Below are 21,673 nucleotides of genomic sequence, written 5' to 3'. Positions count from 1 at the left end.
AACATTGATGACAATTTTTTTTGAAACAGTTTTTCATAAAATATGATTCATGTATTTATTTTGGGTCATTCTTGTGTTGGTTCTAAATTTTTGAAATGCCTTTTTTAAATTACTGGCCCTCTGAATTCTCTTCGTTATAATGAAAAAAAGACTAATTTGAGGAATAGGTTATTCATGCAAAAATCTACCCAGCCAGAAGCCGTTTCTTCGGTATTGAAAGTATTTAGTATTCTTCAGGCGTTAGGTGAACAAAAAGAAATCGGTGTATCTGAGTTATCTCAACGACTCATGATGTCTAAGGCAACAACCTACCGCTTTTTGCAGACGATGAAGTCTCTCGGGTATATCTCACAGGAAGGAGAAGCGGATAAATATTCTCTGACCCTTAAGCTGTTTGAACTTGGTGCAAAATCCCTTGAGTACGTTGATTTGGTTTCTCTCGCTGATAAAGAGATGCACTGTATCTCTGAAAAAACCAATGAAGCAGTGCATTTGGGGGCTTTAGACGACGGCGCTATCATCTATATTCATAAGATTGATTCCGGCTATAACTTACGGATGCAGTCCCGTATCGGACGACGTAATCCACTCTACAGTACCGCAATTGGTAAAGTTTTACTGTCTGAGCGTGATGAGTCTTTTGTGCGTCAGGTTCTTCAATCTGTTGAGTTTGTGAAGCATACCGATAAAACATTAGAGAATGTGGATCAGTTGTTAGCGGAACTGGCGTATGTCAGAGAAAGACATTTTGCTGAAGATAATGAAGAGCAAGAATCTGGTTTGCGTTGCCTCGCTGCGCCGGTTTATGACCGATTTGGGAATATTATTGCCGGGTTGTCGATTTCGTTTCCAACCATTCGTTTTGATGAAAAACGGATGTCTTATTATGTTGGGTTACTTCATCAGGCCGGCAAAAATATTTCTGAGCAACTCGGGTATCATCAGTATCCGGTTTAAATGCAACAGGCTCGGTTTGTAAAATGGCAGCTCAGGCTGCCATTTTTTGTGAGAATCAAACGTTGTGAATCCGGCTTTCACAGCGTGGGAGCGTCCGATATTCGGTTGACGGTTTGCTTTGACTTAATGAGTCTCTAAAATGAATGGATTGAGAGATCATGAATCACGGCGATACAAAGGGAACATCAATGGAATTACATGAAGCTTTAAGTCAGCGTGTCGGAGAATTACTTGCCACATATGGTGATATTTTAGTCACTGCCGAATCCTGCACCGGTGGCGGTATTGCCACTGCCATTACCGAGATCGCCGGGAGTTCGGCTTGGTTTGACCGGGCGTTTGTGACATACAGTAACGAGGCCAAAATGCAAATGCTGGATGTCCGGGAAGAAACGTTGTCGCAATGGGGCGCTGTCAGTGAGCCGACGGTTTTAGAAATGGCCGCAGGCGCTTTATTACATTCTCCGGCATCACTGGCTGTTGCGGTCAGTGGGATTGCCGGTCCCGGTGGCGGCAGTGTTGAGAAACCGGTCGGCACCGTCTGCTTTGCCTGGAAAGATCGTTCGGGCTGGGAAAAAGTGGCAACAGTCCACTTTTCAGGAAGTCGCACGCAAGTTCGTTCACAAGTGGTTTACCATGCTTTGCAGACGATTCATGATTATCTGCAACATGAGCGTGTCTCACCGTAATACCGTCATGAAAGCAACCCCACGATTTGATCCTCTGAATCGCTTCATTCATTTTTCATAGCTTTATTGATGAGATTGAATACGTGATATCCCCAAGGGATGACCTGAAAGTGATCTGATCCCAAGGATTCAAACCTGTCAGGAAAATTCATCAACAGGTCTGGACACTGTATGAATTTACAGTATAATCATTCAACATATTTCGGGGAACAACCCATAGACTTAATATCTGAAAGTGACTGTCTGGAGAACGTAATGGACGAGAACAAACAAAAAGCACTGGCCGCGGCACTGGGACAAATTGAAAAGCAGTTTGGTAAAGGGTCAATCATGCGTCTTGGTGATAACCGTACCATGGATGTTGAAACGATCTCTACCGGGTCTCTTTCTCTGGATATTGCTTTAGGTGCCGGCGGTTTGCCGATGGGGCGGATTGTTGAAATCTACGGCCCGGAATCTTCAGGAAAGACCACCTTAACTCTGGAAGTGATTGCTGCTGCGCAACGTGAAGGAAAAACCTGCGCATTTATCGATGCGGAACACGCATTGGATCCGGTTTATGCGAAGAAGCTTGGTGTTGATATTGATTCGTTATTGGTCTCTCAGCCAGATACCGGTGAGCAAGCATTAGAAATCTGTGATGCACTGGCACGTTCCGGTGCAATTGATGTGATGGTAGTTGACTCGGTTGCAGCATTAACGCCGAAAGCCGAGATTGAAGGTGAGATGGGCGATAGCCACATGGGGCTTCAGGCGCGGATGCTATCTCAGGCGATGCGTAAGTTGACCGGTAACCTGAAACAATCGAATTGTATGTGTATTTTTATCAACCAGATCCGGATGAAAATCGGGGTCATGTTTGGTAACCCTGAAACCACTACTGGTGGTAACGCACTTAAGTTCTACGCCTCTGTTCGTTTGGATATTCGTCGTACCGGATCAATTAAAGAAGGCGATGAAGTCGTCGGTAATGAAACGCGTATCAAAGTGGTGAAAAACAAAATTGCTGCGCCATTTAAAGAAGCAAATACGCAAATCATGTATGGTCAAGGGTTTAACCGCGAAGGTGAACTGGTTGATTTAGGCGTGAAGCATAAACTGGTTGAAAAAGCAGGGGCTTGGTATAGCTATAACGGAGATAAAATTGGTCAGGGCAAAGCGAATGCTTGTAAATACCTGCGTGAAAATCCTGAAGTTGCCAAAGTCATTGACCATAAAATTCGCGACATGTTGCTGAATAATAATCCGATCCCTGAAGATGATCAGGAAGTGATTGAACCCGCATTTCAGCAAGAAGAAGAGAATTAATTCGCGACGTACTCAGATGACGCGCTAAGCGATAAGATGTCAAACAGCCCTGCAGTGATGCGGGGCTTTTTTTAAGGGGGGATTGCCGATGCATAAAGCACATCCGAGAACTTGTCTGGAAACAGCGATCCAGCTCTTAAGCCGCCGGGATCACGGTCGAACTGAGTTGTACCGAAAACTAGTGGTGAAAGATTTTGACGAGAAAGACGTCGAACAGGCTGTTCTGGCTTGTGAACAGTATGGCTATCTGGATGATGTCCGCTATACACAAGGGATGATCCGGCATCATCTGGCGAAAGGTCACGGTAAGCTGAGAATCTATCAGGCACTGAAGCAAAAGCAAATCGATGAGTCAATCATCGCTGAGCAGTTAGCTGAACTGGATGTTGATTGGTTTGAATTAGCAAAATCAACGGCTGAGAGAAAGTTTGGTTCCGGCATTGAAACGTCTGAGAAAGATCCGAAAATGTATGCTAAACAAGTCCGTTTTTTACAGTATCGGGGCTTTGATTTCGAACAGATTCAGTATGCCTTGGCTTCGGACAACAGCGATTGATGTTATCCCCGAACCCGGAAACATGCAGCACTGGCCAACATCGTGCTCGGCCTGTTATTGAACGGTCATTGGCGAAGATCAGACCGGGGGCGTTATCCTGACGTCATCCCACATCGTTTTTATCCCTCTCTGTTTCATTTCATCTCAAGGGGCTTCCGACAGGAATATATACCTTTTCAAGCGCATAAAGTCGATGAGCGACTTGGTTTATCTCGGGTGACACTTCAAAACAAAACTAGGCGAACCTTTATCCATGCTTTACAATAGTGCGCAAATTTTTAGTTGAATCTTTGAATATTTCAGGAATAGCACATGTACATGAGCACTGACGAGGTTCGCCGGGCGTTCCTCTCGTTCTTTGAGACAAAAGGACACCAAATCGTAGACAGTTCATCTTTGGTCCCTGCCAATGATCCAACACTGCTATTCACGAATGCGGGGATGAACCAGTTTAAAGACTGTTTTCTTGGTTTAGAAAAGCGTGATTATACCCGTGCTGTGACAGCACAACGCTGTGTTCGTGCCGGTGGTAAACATAATGACCTGGAAAATGTTGGTTTTACTGCGCGGCACCATACATTTTTTGAAATGTTGGGTAACTTCAGCTTCGGTGATTATTTTAAGCAAGATGCTATCCACTATGCGTGGGAGTTTTTGACTGAAGTCCTCAAGTTGCCTCAGGAGCGTCTGTTAGTCACGGTGTATCAGACTGACGATGAAGCGTTTGATATCTGGCACAAGCAAATTGGTCTTCCTGCCGATCGCATCATCCGTATTGGTGATAAACAGGGAGGCAAGCCTTATGAGTCGGATAATTTCTGGCAAATGGGTGATACCGGTCCATGTGGTCCGTGTTCTGAAATCTTTTATGATCATGGGGACAGCATCTGGGGCGGTCCTCCGGGATCACCAGAAGAAGACGGTGATCGATTCATCGAAATCTGGAACAACGTTTTCATGCAGTATAACCGCCATGCGGATGGAACCATGGAACCGTTGCCCAAACCATCTGTCGATACAGGTATGGGGATTGAGCGTATTTCTGCCATTATGCAGAGCGTGCATTCTAATTATGAAATCGATGTTTTCCAGACCCTGATTAAAGAAGCGGCACAAGTGATTGGGTGTGATGATCTGTCAAATCAGTCGCTTCGTGTGGTTGCCGATCATATTCGCTCTTGTTCGTTCTTAATTGTTGATGGCGTCGTCCCATCAAACGAAGGTCGTGGTTATGTCCTGCGACGCATTATTCGCCGTGCAGTGCGCCATGGTAACAAACTCGGTGCTGAGGGCGCATTCTTCCATAAATTGGTGGGACCGCTGGCTGAGGTGATGGGCAGTGCCGGTAACGAGTTGAAAAAACAGCAGGCTGTGGTTGAAAAAGTACTGCGTATCGAAGAAGAAAACTTTGGCCGAACGCTGGAACGCGGGATGTCGATTCTGAATGAAGCGCTGGAAAACCTGGATGGCAAAGTTCTCGATGGCGCAACCGTCTTCAAACTTTATGATACCTATGGTTTCCCTGCGGATTTGACCAATGATGTGGTGCGTGAACATGGACTCAGCATTGATGAAGCCGGATTTGAACAGGCTATGGAAGCACAGCGTCAACGTGCGCGTGAAGCCGGACAGTTCGGTACGGATTACAACACCATCATTAAAGTTGATGCATCAAGTCAGTTCTGTGGTTATACAGGCACAGAAGGGCAGGGCAAGATTGTTGCGATGTTTGTCCATGGTGAAGCGACAGAAACGTTATCATCCGGTGATCATGCGATGTTGGTCTTGGATGAAACGCCATTTTATGCCGAATCGGGTGGCCAGTGTGGCGATGCCGGTGTGATTCGTACCGATAGCGGTGTGTTTCAGGTGGTAGACACTCAGAAGCAGGGCAATGCAATTATCCATTATGGCTCATTGGTTGAAGGCGTTCTGAATCAAGGTGAATCCGCCAAAGCTCAGGTTGATGCTCAAAGACGTTGCGCCATATCTCTCAACCATTCAGCGACGCATTTGCTGCATGCAGCATTGCGCCGCGTTCTGGGTGAGCATGTGACGCAGAAGGGGTCATTGGTTCGGGCGGAAAACTTGCGGTTTGACTTCTCTCATATGGAGGCAATGACTGCTGAAGAGCTGAAAGAAGTTGAACGGTTGGTCAACCAGCACATTCGACGGAATCATACAGTTGAAACCGACATCATGGGACTTGATGAAGCGAAAGCAAAAGGTGCGATGGCTTTATTTGGTGAAAAATACGATACCAAAGTCCGCGTCTTATCTATGGGCGACTTCTCGACTGAACTGTGTGGTGGTGTTCATGTGAGTAATACCGGTGATATCGGCTTATTTAAGATTGTGTCTGAAAGTGGTATTGCTGCAGGGATTCGTCGGATTGAAGCTGTGACGGGTGAAGCTGCGCTGGACATGATTGAGCAGCAGCAGGCAATTTATGAAGGGAAACTGGCTGAAGCAGCCCAGAAATCAAGACAGCTGGAAAAAGAAATCCAGCAGATAAAAGATAAACTGGCATCTCAGGCGAGTTCCAATCTACTTCAGCAAGTCAAAGAGATTGCCGGCGTGAAGGTTTTGGTCGCACAGCTACAGGGAGCGGATAATAAAGCGCTCCGTGGTATGGTTGATGAACTGAAAAATCAGCTGGGCAGTGGTGTGATTCTGTTAGGCAATGTCAATGATGATAAAGTTGGCCTCATTGCCGGTGTGACGAAAGATCTGACGAGTCAGGTCAAAGCCGGTGAGCTTGTTAATCTGGTGGCTCAGCAAGTTGGTGGTAAGGGTGGTGGCCGTCCCGATATGGCTCAGGCTGGCGGGAGTGATGTGAATGCATTGCCTCAGGCTCTGGCATCAGCAGAAACATGGATTGAATCCCAGTTGTAATCTGAGTTGAGTTACATGTAACTTTAGATTGATTCAAAATAATTATTTATCCCTGACCAAGTGGTTTAATTAGCGTCTGTAAACTAAGCTGATAAGCCACTTGGTTTTGTTTTTATCATATTTTTACGGCGATGTTCTTTGGATCTGAGATGACATCGCCATGTACCGAATGATACTCAAACAGATTGTCTGAGTTGATTTCTGAGTGAGACTTTGTCTTAGGAAGGTGACGACTGGTGAAAACTCCCCTTATAGTTCAAAAATTTGGTGGGACATCGATGGGTTCGATTGAACGAATCCATACGGTAGCGCAACATGTAATCGATGCGAAAGCGCGTGGTCAGCAGGTGGTGGTCGTGGTGTCGGCCATGTCTGGTGAAACCAATCGATTATTAGATTTAGCCCATCAGGTTGATCGGGTTCCAAATGCTAGGGAATTGGATGTGATTTTATCGGCTGGTGAGCAGGTTTCGATGGCTCTGCTGGCAATGACGCTGCATAAAATGGGGTATTCAGCGCGTTCATTCACGGGTTCCCAGCTTGGTATTGTGACGACAAATCAGCATAATGATGCGACGATTCTACAAGCGGATACTGCGAAAATTCAGCAGCTATTGAATGACGATACGATCGTGATTGTTGCTGGCTTTCAGGGCGTGAATGAGAATGGTGATATCACGACGTTAGGACGTGGCGGTTCTGACACGACGGCGGTGACGCTTGCCGGAATGCTGGCAGCTGATGAGTGTCAGATATTTACCGATGTCGATGGCATTTACAGTACTGATCCCAGAATTGTCGGCAATGCCCAAAAACTCGATGTTATCGATTTCCCGTCAATGGAAGAAATGTCCCGCAAAGGGGCAAAAGTGCTCCATTTGCCATGCGTTCAATATGCGTGGCAAAATCAGGTGCCATTGCGGGTTTTATCGACCTTTGAACATAATGAGGGAACCCTCATCCGTGGGGAAGACTCACCGTATGACGTGTGTGGCATTGCGGTACAAAAAGAGATGATCAAGCTGAGCTTTGAATCTCATCATGTTGATTCCATTCTGAAACAATGCCATTTGTTAGGAATTGATGTATGGAATGTGATCGGTGATGCAGAATTTACAGCTTTACTGATTAAACAGGATGCCAGTGCCAAGTTGGGACTGGTGTTTGAAGATAAAATCCGTAATAGTAAGCCAGTTAGCTTACTGACGGTTGTCGGCAAGAAAGCGAATGATTTGATTGATTCAACATATCAATTGCTTTGTTCTGCCAATATTCTGATAGATAGTGGTTATTCTGACAATTTATCTCATAGTTTGGTGATCGCGCCTGAACAAATAGATAGTGCAGCAAATGTCATTCATGAAGCTTATGTCATTTCCGGTTCATTTGTTGATCATGAGCCCAAACAGCGTTTTATGGGCTGATTTTGTATGAGACAGTTTACCCCTATAGGGTTTTTAATAGATAATAATGTGGTTAAGGCAAAGCAGAGATGACTCAAGGAGCCAAAGAATGCTAATTTTGACTCGCCGTGTAGGCGAAACGCTCATGATAGGTGATGAAGTCACGGTAACTGTCCTCGGTGTGAAAGGCAACCAAGTGAGAATTGGTGTCAATGCTCCCAAAGAAGTATCTGTTCACCGTGAAGAAATATACATGCGTATTCAAGCAGAAAAAGGAGGAAGTAGTAGTTCAGGTACACCGAGCTATTAATTCCCGAATGAAAGGTTGGCAATTATTTTGTCAGCCTTTTTTATTGCTACGCGATAGCGATAATTCTCACTATCTTCTTCATTTTTATCGCACTGATGAGACGATTCACAAATCCAGTTGTTTGGTGATTTCAGACGAGTTATGACTTGGCTGGCGATAAAAGAATCAATTTATTTCACATTGATTAAATAGCCAACGCTTAATGCGTTTTTTCCCGTTTTTTCCAAGAAAATGTTTGACATATTTTTGGTAAATCGTAATATGTGCCTCCGCAAGACGGTGAGGTGGCCGAGAGGCTGAAGGCGCTCCCCTGCTAAGGAAGTATACGGTTTGTAGCCGTATCGAGGGTTCGAATCCCTCCCTCACCGCCATGTCTTGCCTGATACATGAAGTATTGCGCGCTCGTAGCTCAGCTGGATAGAGTACCTGGCTACGAACCAGGCGGTCGAAGGTTCGAATCCTTCCGAGCGCGCCACTTTGTGACTGTGTTGTGGTGAGGTGGCCGAGAGGCTGAAGGCGCTCCCCTGCTAAGGGAGTATACGGTTTGTAGCCGTATCGAGGGTTCGAATCCCTCCCTCACCGCCATTAGCGGCGACACAGTGTCAGTGAATATTGAAGTATTGCGCGCTCGTAGCTCAGCTGGATAGAGTACCTGGCTACGAACCAGGCGGTCGAAGGTTCGAATCCTTCCGAGCGCGCCACTTTGACACTCAGTGACAATATCAGTAAATTGATTTAACAGTGCGCTCGTAGCTCAGCTGGATAGAGTACCTGGCTACGAACCAGGCGGTCGAAGGTTCGAATCCTTCCGAGCGCGCCATTACTTCAATTTATATAAAGATGCATTTCATCAGCGCGCTCGTAGCTCAGCTGGATAGAGTACCTGGCTACGAACCAGGCGGTCGAAGGTTCGAATCCTTCCGAGCGCGCCATTTCTTTACTTTTCTTCTTATTTTCTTTCCGATTATTCTTTTATTTTTTGATAGCTTACTCACGTATTACTGTCTTGATTTATTCCTTTTTTCTATCTTTCTCTCAGCATTTGCATAAACTTTATTCGATACTGTTCGCGTTGAATTTTTGATGTGATATTCGGGCTCTCGGCCATATGTCTGGTGGCATGACGTCAGTCAAACTGGAGAGTAGCCCGTTTTGAATTTGTTGATACGGATGTTGAACAAATACCTACCCAGAAAATCGATGAAAAGGAAATAGAATGAATCATATAGGAAGCTTATTGTCGGAAGCTGCTACCTTAATGATGACAGGAATGTTGGTCGTCTTCGCATTTCTGACGATCATGGTCTATCTGGTCACTCTGATGTCTAAAATTGTTCCTCAAGAGACACCACCATTATCGCCTGACGTCAGTCAGTCTCCACAAAAGCCTACCCATTCAACGGATGTTAGCCCTCAGGTTGTTGCTGCCATTTCAGCAGCTGTACACCAATATCGCTCATCAGCCAAACATAAATAATATAAATAGGAGTGTTGTATGTCTAAACCATTGGCACTTACTGATGTTGTTCTCCGCGACGCGCATCAGTCTTTGTTTGCGACTCGGATGCGTATTGAAGATATGTTACCCATCGCATCGGCGCTTGATCAGGTTGGTTATTGGTCTTTAGAAACTTGGGGAGGCGCAACGTTCGATTCCTGTATCCGTTTTCTGGGAGAAGACCCGTGGGAACGCCTCAGAACGCTGAAACAAGCGATGCCGAAAACCCCGATGCAGATGCTGTTGCGGGGGCAGAATTTGTTGGGATATCGTCATTACGCAGATGATGTGGTCGAAAAGTTCGTCGAGCGCGCGCATCGTAATGGGATGGACGTGTTTCGGATTTTTGATGCGATGAACGATGTCCGTAACTTCGAGAAAGCGGTTCAATCGACGATTAATGTCGGTGCTCACGCGCAGGGCACACTGTCTTATACCACGAGCCCCGTTCATAATATTGATATGTGGGTTGATCTGGCGAAGCGTTTGGAAGATTTGGGCTGTCACTCCCTTTGTATCAAAGACATGTCAGGGTTATTGAAACCGTATGAAGCGGAAACATTAATCCGGAGAATTAAACAGGCTTGTGATGTACCGTTAGCATTGCATTGTCATGCAACGACGGGTTTATCGACTGCGACAGCTATCAAAGCCGTTGAAGCCGGAATCGATATTTTAGACACAGCGATTTCATCGATGAGTCAGACCTATGGACACACGCCGACAGAGACGGTTGTCGCTATGCTTGAGAACAGTGAGCGAGATACCGGTTTGTCTCTGGCTCAGTTGGAACCGATCGCCGCTTATTTTCGTGATGTCCGTAAGAAATATGCGCAATGGGAAGGACAGCTTAAAGGCGTTGACTCTCGTATCCTGATTGCTCAGGTGCCCGGAGGGATGCTCACCAATATGGAAGGCCAGCTAAAGGATCAGGGTGCGGCGGATCGGATTGATGAAGTCTTGGCTGAAATTCCGCAAGTTCGTCATGATCTCGGTTATATCCCTCTTGTCACACCGACATCACAAATCGTCGGGACTCAGGCGGTGATTAACGTACTGATGGGTGAACGTTATAAAAATATTACCAAAGAAACTGCTGGTGTTTTGAAAGGGGAATACGGTGCGGCGCCTGCACCAGTTAATGCTGAACTTCAAGCCCGGGTCCTTGAAGGACAGCAGCCCATTACCTGTCGTCCGGCGGATTTGATTGAGCCTGAAATGGCGCGATTGACTGAAGAGCTGACTGAGAAAGCAAAAGGGGAAGGGATTACTTTAGCGGAATCGGTTGTTGATGATGTTCTGACATATGCGCTTTTCCCTCAGGTTGGTTTGAAATTCCTCAAAAACAGAAATAACCCCGACGCTTTTGAACCCTCACCGACCGTTGTAACCGGTGCTGGCGTTGATGCGCAAGGTGTCAATGCTGCTCATGGGGGAGACGCTTCTCTGAATGTTGCAAACTCTCAGGTTGTTGAAAGTTCTCCGATCGTTGAAACTTATAGTGTGAAAGTCGATGGGCAAGTCTATGAAGTTGAAGTCGGGCCTCAAGGTCAGTTAACGACTGTCACACCCGTATCGAAGAACGCATCACAACCGAGTGAGACGGTTTCGACAAGTCATGCTGAGGTCATTGCTGCGCCTTTGGCCGGCACGATTTTTAAAGTGAATGCTTTGCCCGGTCATCCTGTGAGTGAGGGGGATGTACTGATTGTCTTAGAAGCGATGAAAATGGAGACCGAAGTCCGTGCGGCTAAAGATGGAACGGTGCAGGATGTTCTGGTCAAAGAAGGGGATTCGGTACATGTCGGTTCACCTTTATTTAGTTTGGCATAAGGGTGACTCATGGACGGATTACTAACCTTATGGGCAGAGACTGGCATCGCAAATTTTGAATTTGGTCAAATTTGCATGATTCTTGTCGGATGTCTGTTGCTATTTCTGGCCGTCGCCAAAGGGTTTGAGCCCTTACTGCTATTGCCGATTGGCTTTGGTGCTATTTTAGCTAATATTCCGAACGCCGGTTTTACCGAGCCGGGGGGATTACTTTATTACATTTATCATGTCGGTATCGAATCCGGTGTCTTTCCGCTGTTGATCTTCATGGGGGTCGGCGCCATGACAGATTTCGGGGCGCTGATTGCCAATCCCAAGACGTTATGGTTGGGCGCTGCAGCTCAGTTGGGAATTTTTGCCACGTTGATAGGCGCTATTTTACTCAACTTAGTACCGGGGATGGCGTTTTCGATGGCTGACGCGTCATCAATTGCCATTATCGGTGGTGCTGATGGCCCGACAGCAATATTCCTGGCGAGTCGCTTATCTCCTGATTTATTAGGGGCGATTGCAGTTGCAGCATATAGCTATATGGCTTTAGTACCGATTATTCAGCCACCAATCATGAAAGCGCTGACTACGCCGGCAGAACGGCAAATTCAAATGGCGCAGTTACGGTATGTGGGCAAGCTGGAGAAAATTTTCTTTCCGATGCTGGTGTTATTGATGACGATCCTCTTTTTGCCGTCAGCGACGCCTTTAGTCGGGATGTTTTGTCTTGGTAATCTCATGCGGGAAGTCGGGGTTGTCGAACGTTTATCAAAAACGGCCCAGAATGAACTGATTAATATCGTGACGATATTTCTTGGTTTAGGGGTTGGTTCCAAATTGCAGGCAGATAAGTTTCTAAATCTCGAAACATTAGGCATTTTAGCATTAGGGGCTGTGGCATTTAGTATTGGCACGGCTGGTGGGGTATTGATGGCTAAATTGTTGAACAAACTTTCTAAAGAAAGTATCAATCCATTGATTGGCGCTGCAGGCGTTTCGGCTGTCCCGATGGCTGCACGCGTGGTTAATAAGGTTGGATTACAGGCAAATCCGCAGAACTTTTTACTGATGCATGCGATGGGACCGAATGTGGCCGGTGTTTTGGGTTCAGCGGTCGCGGCGGGGATTCTTTTAGCGCTAGTCGGTTAATTTTTCTGCAAATTTACCGTCAGAGGTTCACGATACAGGGCAAAATGATATATATTCAAAGGAATACCCTCGGGTATTCCTTTGATTTTTACATCGTTATGAATAGGTAAAGGAATTTTGGATATGGACAACAAGCAAATTGCGATAACCCAGTTTGGTGACGAAGATGTATTGGTGATTCAATCCAATTCGATACCTGAACCCGGAGCCGGAGAAGTGTTGGTCAAAGTTGCTTTTGCCGGAATCAATCCAATCGATGTAAAAACCCGTTCCGGTTTAGGATGGGCTGCTGATCAGAATAAAGATCAACTGCCATGGGTTCCCGGTTACGATATTTCCGGGACGGTGGTTCGATGTGGTCAGCATGCTGAACGCTTCCAGATTAATGATTTTGTCGCTGGCTTTATTGGTTTTCCTTTGAAAGGTGGGGGCTATAGCCAGTATATCTGCGTGCCAGAAAGTGAATTAAGTTATGTGCCACCGTCAGTCACACTGGAAGCGGCTGCAGTATTACCATTGGCTGGCCAGACTGCGGTGCAGGCGTTAAATAAAGCGCAGGTCAAAGAGGGGGATCGGGTCTTGATCCTTGCCGGTGCCGGCGGGGTCGGGCATTTAGCGGTTCAGATTGCCGTGGCTGCAAAAGCGGAAGTTTACACCACTTGCAGTGAAGAGAACCTGGATTATCTGGCAACGCTGGGCGCTCATGCAATCAATTATAACTTTGCTCCGGTTTCGGAACGGCTTGAAGATGTGGATGTGCTCATCGATCTGGTCGGTGGTCAGGTCGCATTAGATGCTTTGAAGTGTTTAAGAGATCAGGCCACGGTCGTTACCGTACCGACTGTGACGGCTGAGATGATTTGTGAAAAAGCCAAGTTACTTGGTTTTGATGCCATGGGCATGTTAGTTGATCCGGATCCTGAGCAACTGGATACCATGCTCTATATGGTTGGTGTCGGCTTGTTGAAAACAGAAATTCAACACATTTATCCGCTTCATGAGGTGCAAGAAGCACATCGCCAAGTCGCTACGGGTCATACGCGAGGCAAAATTTTGCTTGATATGCAATGTTAGAATTCTTGGAAACCTTTATTTCAGGATTCGGTTTTTCTTTTCAGGAATCAGCGCTTTGGGCGCTCTTTATCGGTGGTTTTCTGAGTGCCACAATTCTACCCGGTGGCTCTGAAGCTGCTTTGATTGCGACGCTCAACCTTCACAAATATCCGACGTTTACAATTATTGCTGTCGCCACTTTGGGCAATACGCTCGGTGGCATGGTGAACTACTGGATCGGGATATGGCTGCCGAACAGAACTCAGGAGAATAAACGCGGTCAGAAGTCTTTAGCCTGGTTAAGACAATACGGTTACTGGGCTTTGTTATTTAGTTGGTTGCCCGTAATTGGTGATGCAATGTGTATTGCCGCTGGCTGGCTGCGGATGCGCTTTCTTCCTTCTATGTGTTTGATCCTGATCGGTAAAGCGATTCGCTATGCCATTTTGGCAGCATTATTTTATGGTTTGTTTTAAGGAGATAAGATGAGAAAGCTATTGCTTTGCCTTCTCTGTCTGGCTATTTTTTCCGGTTGTTCTTCCGTTCGCGATTCAGATGCTCTTCCTCAAGGTGTGACTTTGGTTGAAAAGCAGTTGCCTCAGCCAGGGAAAGTTCAAATTCCGTATTCCAAATATAAATTAGCCAATGGCCTGACGGTCATTTTATCTCCGGATCATTCTGATCCATTAGTGCATGTTGATGTCACTTATCATGTCGGTTCAGCCAGAGAGTCTCAGGGAAGAACCGGATTCGCTCATTTTTTTGAACATATGATGTTCCAAGGTTCAAAGCATGTGAAGGATCAACAGCATTTTAAGTTGGTTACTGAAGCCGGTGGAACTTTGAATGGGTCTACCAATCAGGACCGCACTAATTATTATGAAACGGTGCCTGCTAATCAACTTGAAAAAGTGTTGTGGCTTGAGTCTGACCGAATGGGCTTTTTGCTAGATGCGGTCTCTCAGCGAAAATTCGAAATTCAGCGTGACACCGTTAAAAATGAACGGGCTCAGAATTATGATAATCGTCCCTATGGTTTGATGTGGGAAAAAATGGGCGAAGCAATGTTTCCGCCGGGGCATCCCTATTCATGGCAGTCAATCGGATACGTTCAGGATTTGGATCATGTTGATGTCAATGATTTAAAGGCATTCTTTCTCCGTTGGTATGGCCCGAATAACGCGGTTTTGACGATTGGTGGCGATATTGATACTGAACAGACATTAGCTTGGGTCGCAAAGTATTTTGGCTCTATTCCTCGAGGACCAGAAGTAAAGTCTCCCCCAAAACGTCCGGTTACATTGACGGCAGACCGATATGTCACGATGGAAGATCGTATCCAACAGCCGATGGTTGTCATCGGGTGGCCGACCGAATATAAGGGTGCCAAAAGTCAGACGGCACTGGATGTTCTGGCGCAGGTGCTGGGGGATGGAAATAACAGTTTACTCTATCAGTCACTGGTCAAAACCCAACAAGCGTTAAGTGCCGGTGCTTTTCAGCGATGCGGTGAGCTTGCCTGCACATTTTATGTATATGCGATGGCACCATCGGATAAACAGCATGATTTGCAACAACTATCTCAGAAGCTACTCAATATTGTCGGCCAGCTTGAACAGCAAGGGGTAGCGCAACAACGACTGGATGAGATTAAAGGGATGGCAAAAGCGGATGCTGTTTTTGCTCTGGAAAGTGTCAAAGGCAAGGTTGCTCAGTTAGCCAGCAATCAGACATTTTTCGGCCAGCCGGATCGGTTGCAGCAGGAGCTGGACAAGCTTGAAATGGTTTCTTCTGCGTCAGTTCAGCACGTGCTACGACAATTTATTGTTCATCATCATAAAGTGACTTTAAGTGTGGTACCACGAGGTAAGCGTGAGTTGGCAGTCAGGTCTGCAAACTTTGTTGCCCCTAAACATATCAGTGCTGCCCCACGTCATATTGATGATCAGGATCTGGCATTCCGGAGCGTATCCGACTCGTTTGATCGTTCGGTGATTCCTTCAGTGTCTGGTCCTGTCACACTGCATATGCCGAAGCTCTACAGTGCCTATTATGAAAATGGGATTGAACTGATGGGGACGGTCATGACGGAAACACCGACCGTTTTGGTGAACATTAACTTACCGGCAGGAAACCGTTTTGTCCCTCAGGGAAAAGAAGGACTGGCTGAATTAACGGCTCACCTGTTATCGGAAGGGAGTCTGACTCACTCAGCCGAGCAAATTCAATCCGAGCTGGATAAACTTGGCTCTGTGATTTCTGTTGATACGCAAACCTACAGTACCCGTATTACTATCTCGAGTTTGAGTAAGAATTTGACTCAGACACTGGCCATTGTTGATGAGATGTTGTTTCAGCCTAAGTTTGCCATGTCAGATTTTAAGCGGCTTCGCAATCAGATGATTCAGGGCGCGATTTATCAACATCAAAAGTTAAGTTGGTTAGCCTCGCAAGCCACTCAGCAAGTTTTGTTCGGTGATTCGTTGTTTGCACGTATCAATGAAGGGACAGAAACATCGCTTGCTGCCATCACCTTGGATGATGTGAAGTCGTTTTATCGCCAACACTACACGCCGCATGGCACTCAGATTGCTGTCGTGGGTGATATTTCCAAGCAAGAAGCAATTAAATCCATTGCTTTTTTGTCGGATTGGCAAGGTGATGATGCGCCATTGTTGGATCCTCAGATTGTCCCTGAACTGCACGGGCAGAAAATCTATCTTGTTGACAAGCCCGGTGCGATGCAAAGTATTGTTCGCTATGTCCGTCGGGGATTACCGTTTGATGCGACTGGTGAGCCGTTCCTGACACAATTGGCGAATTTTAACCTGGCAGGAAACTTTAATAGCCGGATGAATCAGAACCTGAGAGAAGATAAAGGCTATACCTATGGTGTGAATAGTACACTGGCGGGAAACCGGGAAATTGGCGTCATTGTCTATAGCGCCTCGGTTCGCAATGATGCGACAGTGAATGCGATTCAGGAAATACAGCATGAAATGAAGCGTTACAGCCAATCGGGCATGACGGCTGAAGAGATGCATTTTATGCGTCAGGCTGTCGGACAACAAGATGCGCTGGCTTATGAGACGCCGTCACAGAAGTCTCAATTGCTCAATGGTATTATGGCCTATAGTTTGGATCATGATTATCTTCAGCAAAGAAATCAGATCGTTGCGACTGTTGGTCGAGATGTATTGGATCAACTGGCAAAAAAATGGTTCAATCCGAAGGATTATCAGATTATTGTTGTGGGTGACATGAAGACCCTGAAACCGAAGTTAGAAAAGTTAAATATCCCGATGGAAGATCTTGAAATCGTCCACTAGAGTACACATAAAGACAATATGAGAAGCAGATTATATTGTCGGTGTGTCTTAGGATTTTCTGACTGGGTACGACAAACTTACAAGAAGCGAATAATATTTTGACTAATTTTGCCACACGACTAAAGTTGGTTGCTCAACAACCGGGTATCGTTAATGCTTTTAATCGAGGTGTTGAACGGGAGACATTACGATATACCAAGGATGGACAGTTAGTACAGACACCACATCCTAAAGCCTTGGGCGCTGCACTGACCAACCAGTTTATTACCACAGATTTTGCAGAGCAGCTGCTTGAGTTTATCACACCGGTGAGTCAGGATATTTCGACATTGATTCAGCAACTATCCGATATCCATCATTTTGCTCAGGTTACGATCAATGACGAAGGGCTATGGCCGATGTCGATGCCTTGTTATGTCGGTGATGAAGAGAATATCGAACTCGCAAAATACGGGACGTCGAATATTGGTAAAATGAAAACGCTGTATCGTCAGGGATTAAAAAATCGTTACGGCAGTCTGATGCAGATTATTTCCGGCGTTCATTTCAACTTTTCTTTTCCTGAAACCTTCTGGGATGCTTTATATGGTAAGCAATCCGATAGTGAACGTAGTGCTTCGAAGTCGGATGCTTATCTGGGTGTGATTCGAAACTATTATCGATTCGGCTGGTTGCTGCCTTATCTATTTGGTGCATCACCGGCATTATGTTCATCATTTATCAAAGGTCGCGAAACATCACTACCTTTTGAAAACATCGGTGAAACGCTATTCCTGCCACATGCAACCTCGTTGCGACTCAGCGATTTGGGTTATACCAATAGTGCTCAGAGTGTTCTTAAGATCGGCTTCAATAGCCTCGACGAGTATCTTGAAGGGCTTCGTCAGGCGATTCATTCGCCATCGGAAAAATTTGCTCAGATCGGTGTGAAAGTGAATGGTGAGTACCGTCAGCTGAATAGTCATGTGCTTCAAATCGAAAACGAATTGTATGCGCCGATTCGGCCTAAGCGGGTCACACAAAGTGGTGAAAAACCTTCTGAAGCATTAGCGAACAGAGGTATTGAATATATTGAAGTGCGTTCATTGGATGTGAATCCATTTAGTCCGATAGGGATTACTGAAACGCAAATACGCTTCTTGGATTTGTTCTTAACTTGGGCTGCTCTATCGGACTCTGAGCCGATGGATGACTGTGAATTGGGTTGTTGGAGAGAAAACTGGCAAAAGGTAATTCTCGAAGGAAGAAAACCCGGGTTAGCGCTACAAATTGGCTGCCATGGTGAAGTTTTGACGCTGCAAGACTGGGCGAAGCGCGTTTTCGGTGAATTAAAACTTGTCGCTGAATGGATGGATCAAGCCGCGGGAGATCGTGCTTATCAGGATGTTTGCCAACAGCTATCGGCTTGTATTGATCTGCCGGAAAATACCTTATCCGGGCAGTTCCTTGAACAGATCAAACAATCTGGCGGATTAGGTAAAACGGGCAGAGCCCTCGGTGAAACTTATCGCCAACAGCATCTGGCGTCTAGCTATCAGTATTACACGCAAGACTTGATGGAACAGGAAGTCACCCGTTCCGTGATGGAGCAATATCAGATTGAACAAGATGATCATTGTGATTTCGATGTATTTTTACAGCAGTATTTTGCTTATCTGAATGATCAGGAAGAGCAGCCCGTCCGGGCCGCATGTGAATAATTACCGGGAATACAGATGTTCGGTTGTCGTTGTTGTGACTGATTCTCTAAACATCAAGTGTGTAGTTTAGTGAAGGTGATTTGAGATAACCTTGTATGACCAAGAGATACAATTGATACTGGTGTTTAAAACCAGTCAAACGGAGAATTGTCATTATGCCATTATTAGATAGTTTTACGGTCGATCATACACGTATGAATGCACCGGCCGTTCGTGTTGCTAAAACCATGAATACCCCTAAAGGCGACACGATCACAGTATTTGATTTACGCTTCACTGTTCCGAATCAGGATATCCTTTCTGAAAAAGGTATTCATACACTTGAGCATTTATTTGCTGGCTTTATGAGAGCACATCTCAATGGTAATGGTGTTGAAATCATTGATATCTCTCCGATGGGATGTCGCACTGGTTTTTACATGAGCTTGATCGGTGTACCTTCTGAACAGCGAGTTGCTGATGCTTGGTTAGCCGCAATGCAAGATGTGCTGAAAGTTGAAGACCAGAACAAAATCCCAGAATTGAACATTTATCAGTGCGGAACTGCAGCAATGCACTCTCTGGGCGAAGCAAAAGATATTGCTCAGGCTGTTATTTCCAGTGGGATTCGCGTGAATAAGAATGATGATCTGGCGCTACCAGAATCAATGCTTCAAGAGCTGAAAGTGGACTGATATTTACGCCACGAATGGTTTCATCAAAAAAGCTTGGCCTGTGGCCAAGCTTTTTTACGTTTGATGGGTTCTTAAGTTTGAGCGTTCTCAGTGATTATGAGATCTGCGACAGCGTGAATGAATCGATGTGAAACGAGGTGTCAATTCGGTTACGACTTTTTGGCTTTGTTTGGAAACACTTTCACAAGCTTAATTCGATTCTCTTCAACATCAATAATTTCCATCGCATGTTGGGCAACATTGATACTCAGTTGGGTTTGAGGGATATCTTCCAGATGTTCTAAAATTAACCCGTTTAAGGTTCTTGGGCCATTGGTTGGTAATTTCCATTTCAGGCCTTTATTGATATCCCGGATATTCGCACTCCCTTCAATTAAGAAGCTGCCATCACTTTGCGGGGTAATTTCATCCGCAAGACTTGGCGAAATGGAGGTTGTAAATTCACCCACGATTTCTTCGAGAATATCTTCCAGTGTGACCAAGCCATTGATATCACCGTACTCATCAACGATCAGTCCAATCCGCTCTTTATTTCGCTGAAATTTTAATAACTGTACGTTGAGTGGTGTCGATTCAGGAATAAAGTAGACTTCATCGGCTGCACGCAGAAGCATCTCTTTATTAAACTCATTCTTTTCAAGCATCAGACGGAAGGGATCTCTTAGCTTTAAAATTCCGACGACTTCATCAATATTATCCCGATAGAGTACGACCCGGCCATGAGGTGAATGAGTTAACTGACGAACGATTGATTTCCAGTCATCATTGATATTAATACCAGTAATCTCATTACGAGGAACCATAATATCGTTCACCGTCACGTGCTCTAAATCGAGAATCGATAACAGCATATCTTGGTGTCGTTTCGGAATCAGTCCACCGGCTTCATTGACGACGGTTCTCAGCTCTTCCGAACTGAGATGATCATCGCTGTGTTGTCGCGCAGAGACACCCAGTAGTTTAATGAATCCATTTGTGATCAGATTGATGAACAACACTAACGGGGACAGGAGCTTCATCAGAATACTCAGTAGGAAACTACTGATATAAGAGACTTTTTCTGGATAAAGTGCAGCCAGTGTTTTGGGGGTAACCTCGGCAAAAACCAGAATCACCAATGTCAGAGCGCCCGTGGCGATCGCAACACCGAGGTTTCCACCCAGTCGCATTCCGAGAATCGTAGCAATTGCAGAAGCTAAAATATTGACTAAGTTGTTGCCGATCAGAATCAGACCGATCAGACGATCAGGACGGCTTAATAGTTTTTCAACACGCTTTGCACCTTTATGGCCAGTTTTAGCCAGATGCTTCAGGCGATAGCGGTTCAATGCCATCATGCCTGTTTCTGAACCGGAGAAATATCCTGAAATGATGATAAGACACGCAAGTAGCGTAAATAAGACACCAGTTGATATGTCGTCCAAAATAAATTGCTTCCTTTATTGATGTTGTGATCTTTTATGGCTGAACTCGATTTGGGTGTCAACCCATAAAGTATTTCAACAAGTTAATGTAAGATGAATTCTCGGACAAAACGGCTGCCGAAATAAGCCAGAGTTAAAATGAAAGCCCCGGCAATTGCAAACCAAGTTACTTTTCTTCCTCGCCATCCTTTCTGATAGTGGCCCCATAACAGAACGGTATACACCACCCAGGCAATGACTGACAGAATTCCTTTATGCGCTTTCCCTTGTGCAAAAATTTCTTCGATGAAGATAAACCCGGTGATTAAGGTACCGGTTAACAGCACATTACCGATCAGAATGATACGGAATAGCTGTCTCTCTATCTGGAGTAACGGGGGAAGATTTGGATTGATTGCCAATGACTTTTTCTTTTTCAGTTTATGGTCCAGCCAAGCCAGTTGGAGTGCATACAGTGCACCGATGGTCAGTGTTGAATAAGAGAATAATGCCAGGAAAATATGGATCAGCAGCGGTAGGTTATCTTCCATATGAGTGATGAAGTTGCCGGGAAGGCTTGCTGCTGCCGACAGATTAATCGCGGCAAAACCGTAAACAACGGGTAGCATAAACCACAACCGCGTTTTGAGCATCGCACCACTCATCACTAAGCCAATGATGAAACTGATGAGGGAACCCACGTTCAGAATGCTGAGATTCTGTCCGTTCGGGTGAAAGATCAGATCACTGAGCAGCCACGCATGTAATAACAGCGCAGTTGCAGCACAAATCAAAACGGCTTTTGCTTTGATACCCGTTTGATTGACCAGTCCCGGAATGATGGTTGCAATAGCGAGAAAGTAAAAAAGCGAAGCGACTATTGCGATAAACTTATCCATATATCTCATCAAAAAAGAGTTTAAAG

The 21,673-nt window shown here is 45.5% G+C and carries 17 protein-coding genes and 6 tRNA genes; 21 read left to right on the top strand and 2 right to left on the bottom strand.

Features of this window, described 5'->3' with window-relative positions; genetic code table 11:
• Positions 1-174 precede the first annotated feature (174 nt).
• From kdgR to luxS, 21 genes are all read left to right on the top strand, one after another.
• The gene (kdgR, locus tag OCV37_RS12180) at positions 175-957 is read left to right on the top strand and encodes a DNA-binding transcriptional regulator KdgR (protein ID WP_038183109.1); all 783 of its coding nucleotides are present in this window, start codon (positions 175-177) and stop codon (positions 955-957) included.
• Positions 958-1,145: 188 nt separating this feature from the next.
• Positions 1,146-1,646, top strand: coding sequence for a CinA family protein (locus tag OCV37_RS12175; RefSeq protein ID WP_038183859.1), 501 nt, complete (start codon positions 1,146-1,148; stop codon positions 1,644-1,646).
• 255 nt (positions 1,647-1,901) lie between these two features.
• On the top strand, positions 1,902-2,954 hold the full coding sequence (gene recA / locus OCV37_RS12170; protein WP_038183110.1) for a recombinase RecA: 1,053 nt from the start codon (positions 1,902-1,904) through the stop codon (positions 2,952-2,954).
• An 88-nt stretch (positions 2,955-3,042) separates the two neighbouring features.
• A complete protein-coding gene (gene recX / locus OCV37_RS12165) occupies positions 3,043-3,510 on the top strand; it encodes a recombination regulator RecX (RefSeq protein ID WP_038183112.1) in 468 nt (155 codons plus the stop codon).
• A gap of 312 nt (positions 3,511-3,822) precedes the next feature.
• Positions 3,823-6,405: an alanine--tRNA ligase gene (alaS, locus tag OCV37_RS12160; RefSeq protein ID WP_038183114.1), complete on the top strand. Its 2,583-nt coding sequence runs from the start codon at positions 3,823-3,825 to the stop codon at positions 6,403-6,405.
• 236 nt (positions 6,406-6,641) lie between these two features.
• Positions 6,642-7,829, top strand: coding sequence for an aspartate kinase (locus tag OCV37_RS12155; protein ID WP_038183116.1), 1,188 nt, complete (start codon positions 6,642-6,644; stop codon positions 7,827-7,829).
• A gap of 88 nt (positions 7,830-7,917) precedes the next feature.
• Positions 7,918-8,118: a carbon storage regulator CsrA gene (csrA, locus tag OCV37_RS12150; RefSeq protein ID WP_038183117.1), complete on the top strand. Its 201-nt coding sequence runs from the start codon at positions 7,918-7,920 to the stop codon at positions 8,116-8,118.
• A 278-nt stretch (positions 8,119-8,396) separates the two neighbouring features.
• Positions 8,397-8,489, top strand: a tRNA-Ser gene (locus OCV37_RS12145).
• 27 nt (positions 8,490-8,516) lie between these two features.
• Positions 8,517-8,593 (top strand) — tRNA-Arg (locus OCV37_RS12140).
• Positions 8,594-8,610: 17 nt separating this feature from the next.
• Positions 8,611-8,703, top strand: a tRNA-Ser gene (locus tag OCV37_RS12135).
• 39 nt (positions 8,704-8,742) lie between these two features.
• Positions 8,743-8,819 (top strand) — tRNA-Arg (locus OCV37_RS12130).
• Between the two features lie 42 nt (positions 8,820-8,861).
• Positions 8,862-8,938: transfer RNA gene (locus OCV37_RS12125), tRNA-Arg, on the top strand.
• A 35-nt stretch (positions 8,939-8,973) separates the two neighbouring features.
• Positions 8,974-9,050: transfer RNA gene (locus OCV37_RS12120), tRNA-Arg, on the top strand.
• 284 nt (positions 9,051-9,334) lie between these two features.
• Positions 9,335-9,595 (top strand): oxaloacetate decarboxylase subunit gamma, encoded by a 261-nt coding sequence (locus OCV37_RS12115; protein WP_038183118.1) that lies wholly within the window; start codon positions 9,335-9,337, stop codon positions 9,593-9,595.
• Between the two features lie 18 nt (positions 9,596-9,613).
• Positions 9,614-11,449 (top strand): sodium-extruding oxaloacetate decarboxylase subunit alpha, encoded by a 1,836-nt coding sequence (gene oadA, locus OCV37_RS12110; RefSeq protein WP_038183120.1) that lies wholly within the window; start codon positions 9,614-9,616, stop codon positions 11,447-11,449.
• Between the two features lie 9 nt (positions 11,450-11,458).
• Positions 11,459-12,589 carry a sodium ion-translocating decarboxylase subunit beta gene (locus OCV37_RS12105; protein WP_038183123.1) on the top strand — a complete coding sequence of 377 codons (1,131 nt, stop codon included), beginning with the start codon at positions 11,459-11,461 and terminating at the stop codon, positions 12,587-12,589.
• A 123-nt stretch (positions 12,590-12,712) separates the two neighbouring features.
• Positions 12,713-13,663, top strand: a complete 951-nt coding sequence (locus OCV37_RS12100; protein WP_038183125.1) for an NADP-dependent oxidoreductase — start codon at positions 12,713-12,715, stop codon at positions 13,661-13,663.
• Positions 13,657-14,118 carry a YqaA family protein gene (locus OCV37_RS12095; protein WP_038183127.1) on the top strand — a complete coding sequence of 154 codons (462 nt, stop codon included), beginning with the start codon at positions 13,657-13,659 and terminating at the stop codon, positions 14,116-14,118. Before OCV37_RS12100 ends, OCV37_RS12095 begins: the two co-directional genes overlap by 7 nt.
• 9 nt (positions 14,119-14,127) lie before the next feature.
• Complete coding sequence (locus tag OCV37_RS12090; RefSeq protein WP_038183129.1) at positions 14,128-16,971, top strand: M16 family metallopeptidase; 2,844 nt, start codon at positions 14,128-14,130, stop codon at positions 16,969-16,971.
• Positions 16,972-17,069: 98 nt separating this feature from the next.
• Complete coding sequence (gene gshA, locus OCV37_RS12085) at positions 17,070-18,671, top strand: glutamate--cysteine ligase (RefSeq protein WP_038183131.1); 1,602 nt, start codon at positions 17,070-17,072, stop codon at positions 18,669-18,671.
• Positions 18,672-18,826: 155 nt separating this feature from the next.
• A complete protein-coding gene (gene luxS / locus OCV37_RS12080; RefSeq protein WP_038183133.1) occupies positions 18,827-19,345 on the top strand; it encodes an S-ribosylhomocysteine lyase in 519 nt (172 codons plus the stop codon).
• Positions 19,346-19,494: 149 nt separating this feature from the next.
• Here luxS and OCV37_RS12075 read toward each other — a convergent pair whose 3' ends face one another.
• Both OCV37_RS12075 and OCV37_RS12070 read right to left on the bottom strand, forming a co-directional pair.
• A complete protein-coding gene (locus OCV37_RS12075; protein WP_038183135.1) occupies positions 19,495-20,769 on the bottom strand; it encodes an HlyC/CorC family transporter in 1,275 nt (424 codons plus the stop codon).
• Between the two features lie 83 nt (positions 20,770-20,852).
• Entirely contained in the window at positions 20,853-21,647 is a 795-nt protein-coding gene (locus OCV37_RS12070; RefSeq protein WP_038183137.1) for a cytochrome C assembly family protein, read from the bottom strand.
• Between the last annotated feature and the right edge of the window lie 26 nt (positions 21,648-21,673).

Origin of the sequence: Vibrio rhizosphaerae (assembly GCF_024347095.1) — a bacterium.
GTDB classification, from domain to species: Bacteria; Pseudomonadota; Gammaproteobacteria; order Enterobacterales; family Vibrionaceae; genus Vibrio; species Vibrio rhizosphaerae.
The sequence above is the reverse complement of the archived record's forward strand: the minus strand, read 5'-3'. Positions and strand labels throughout refer to the sequence as shown.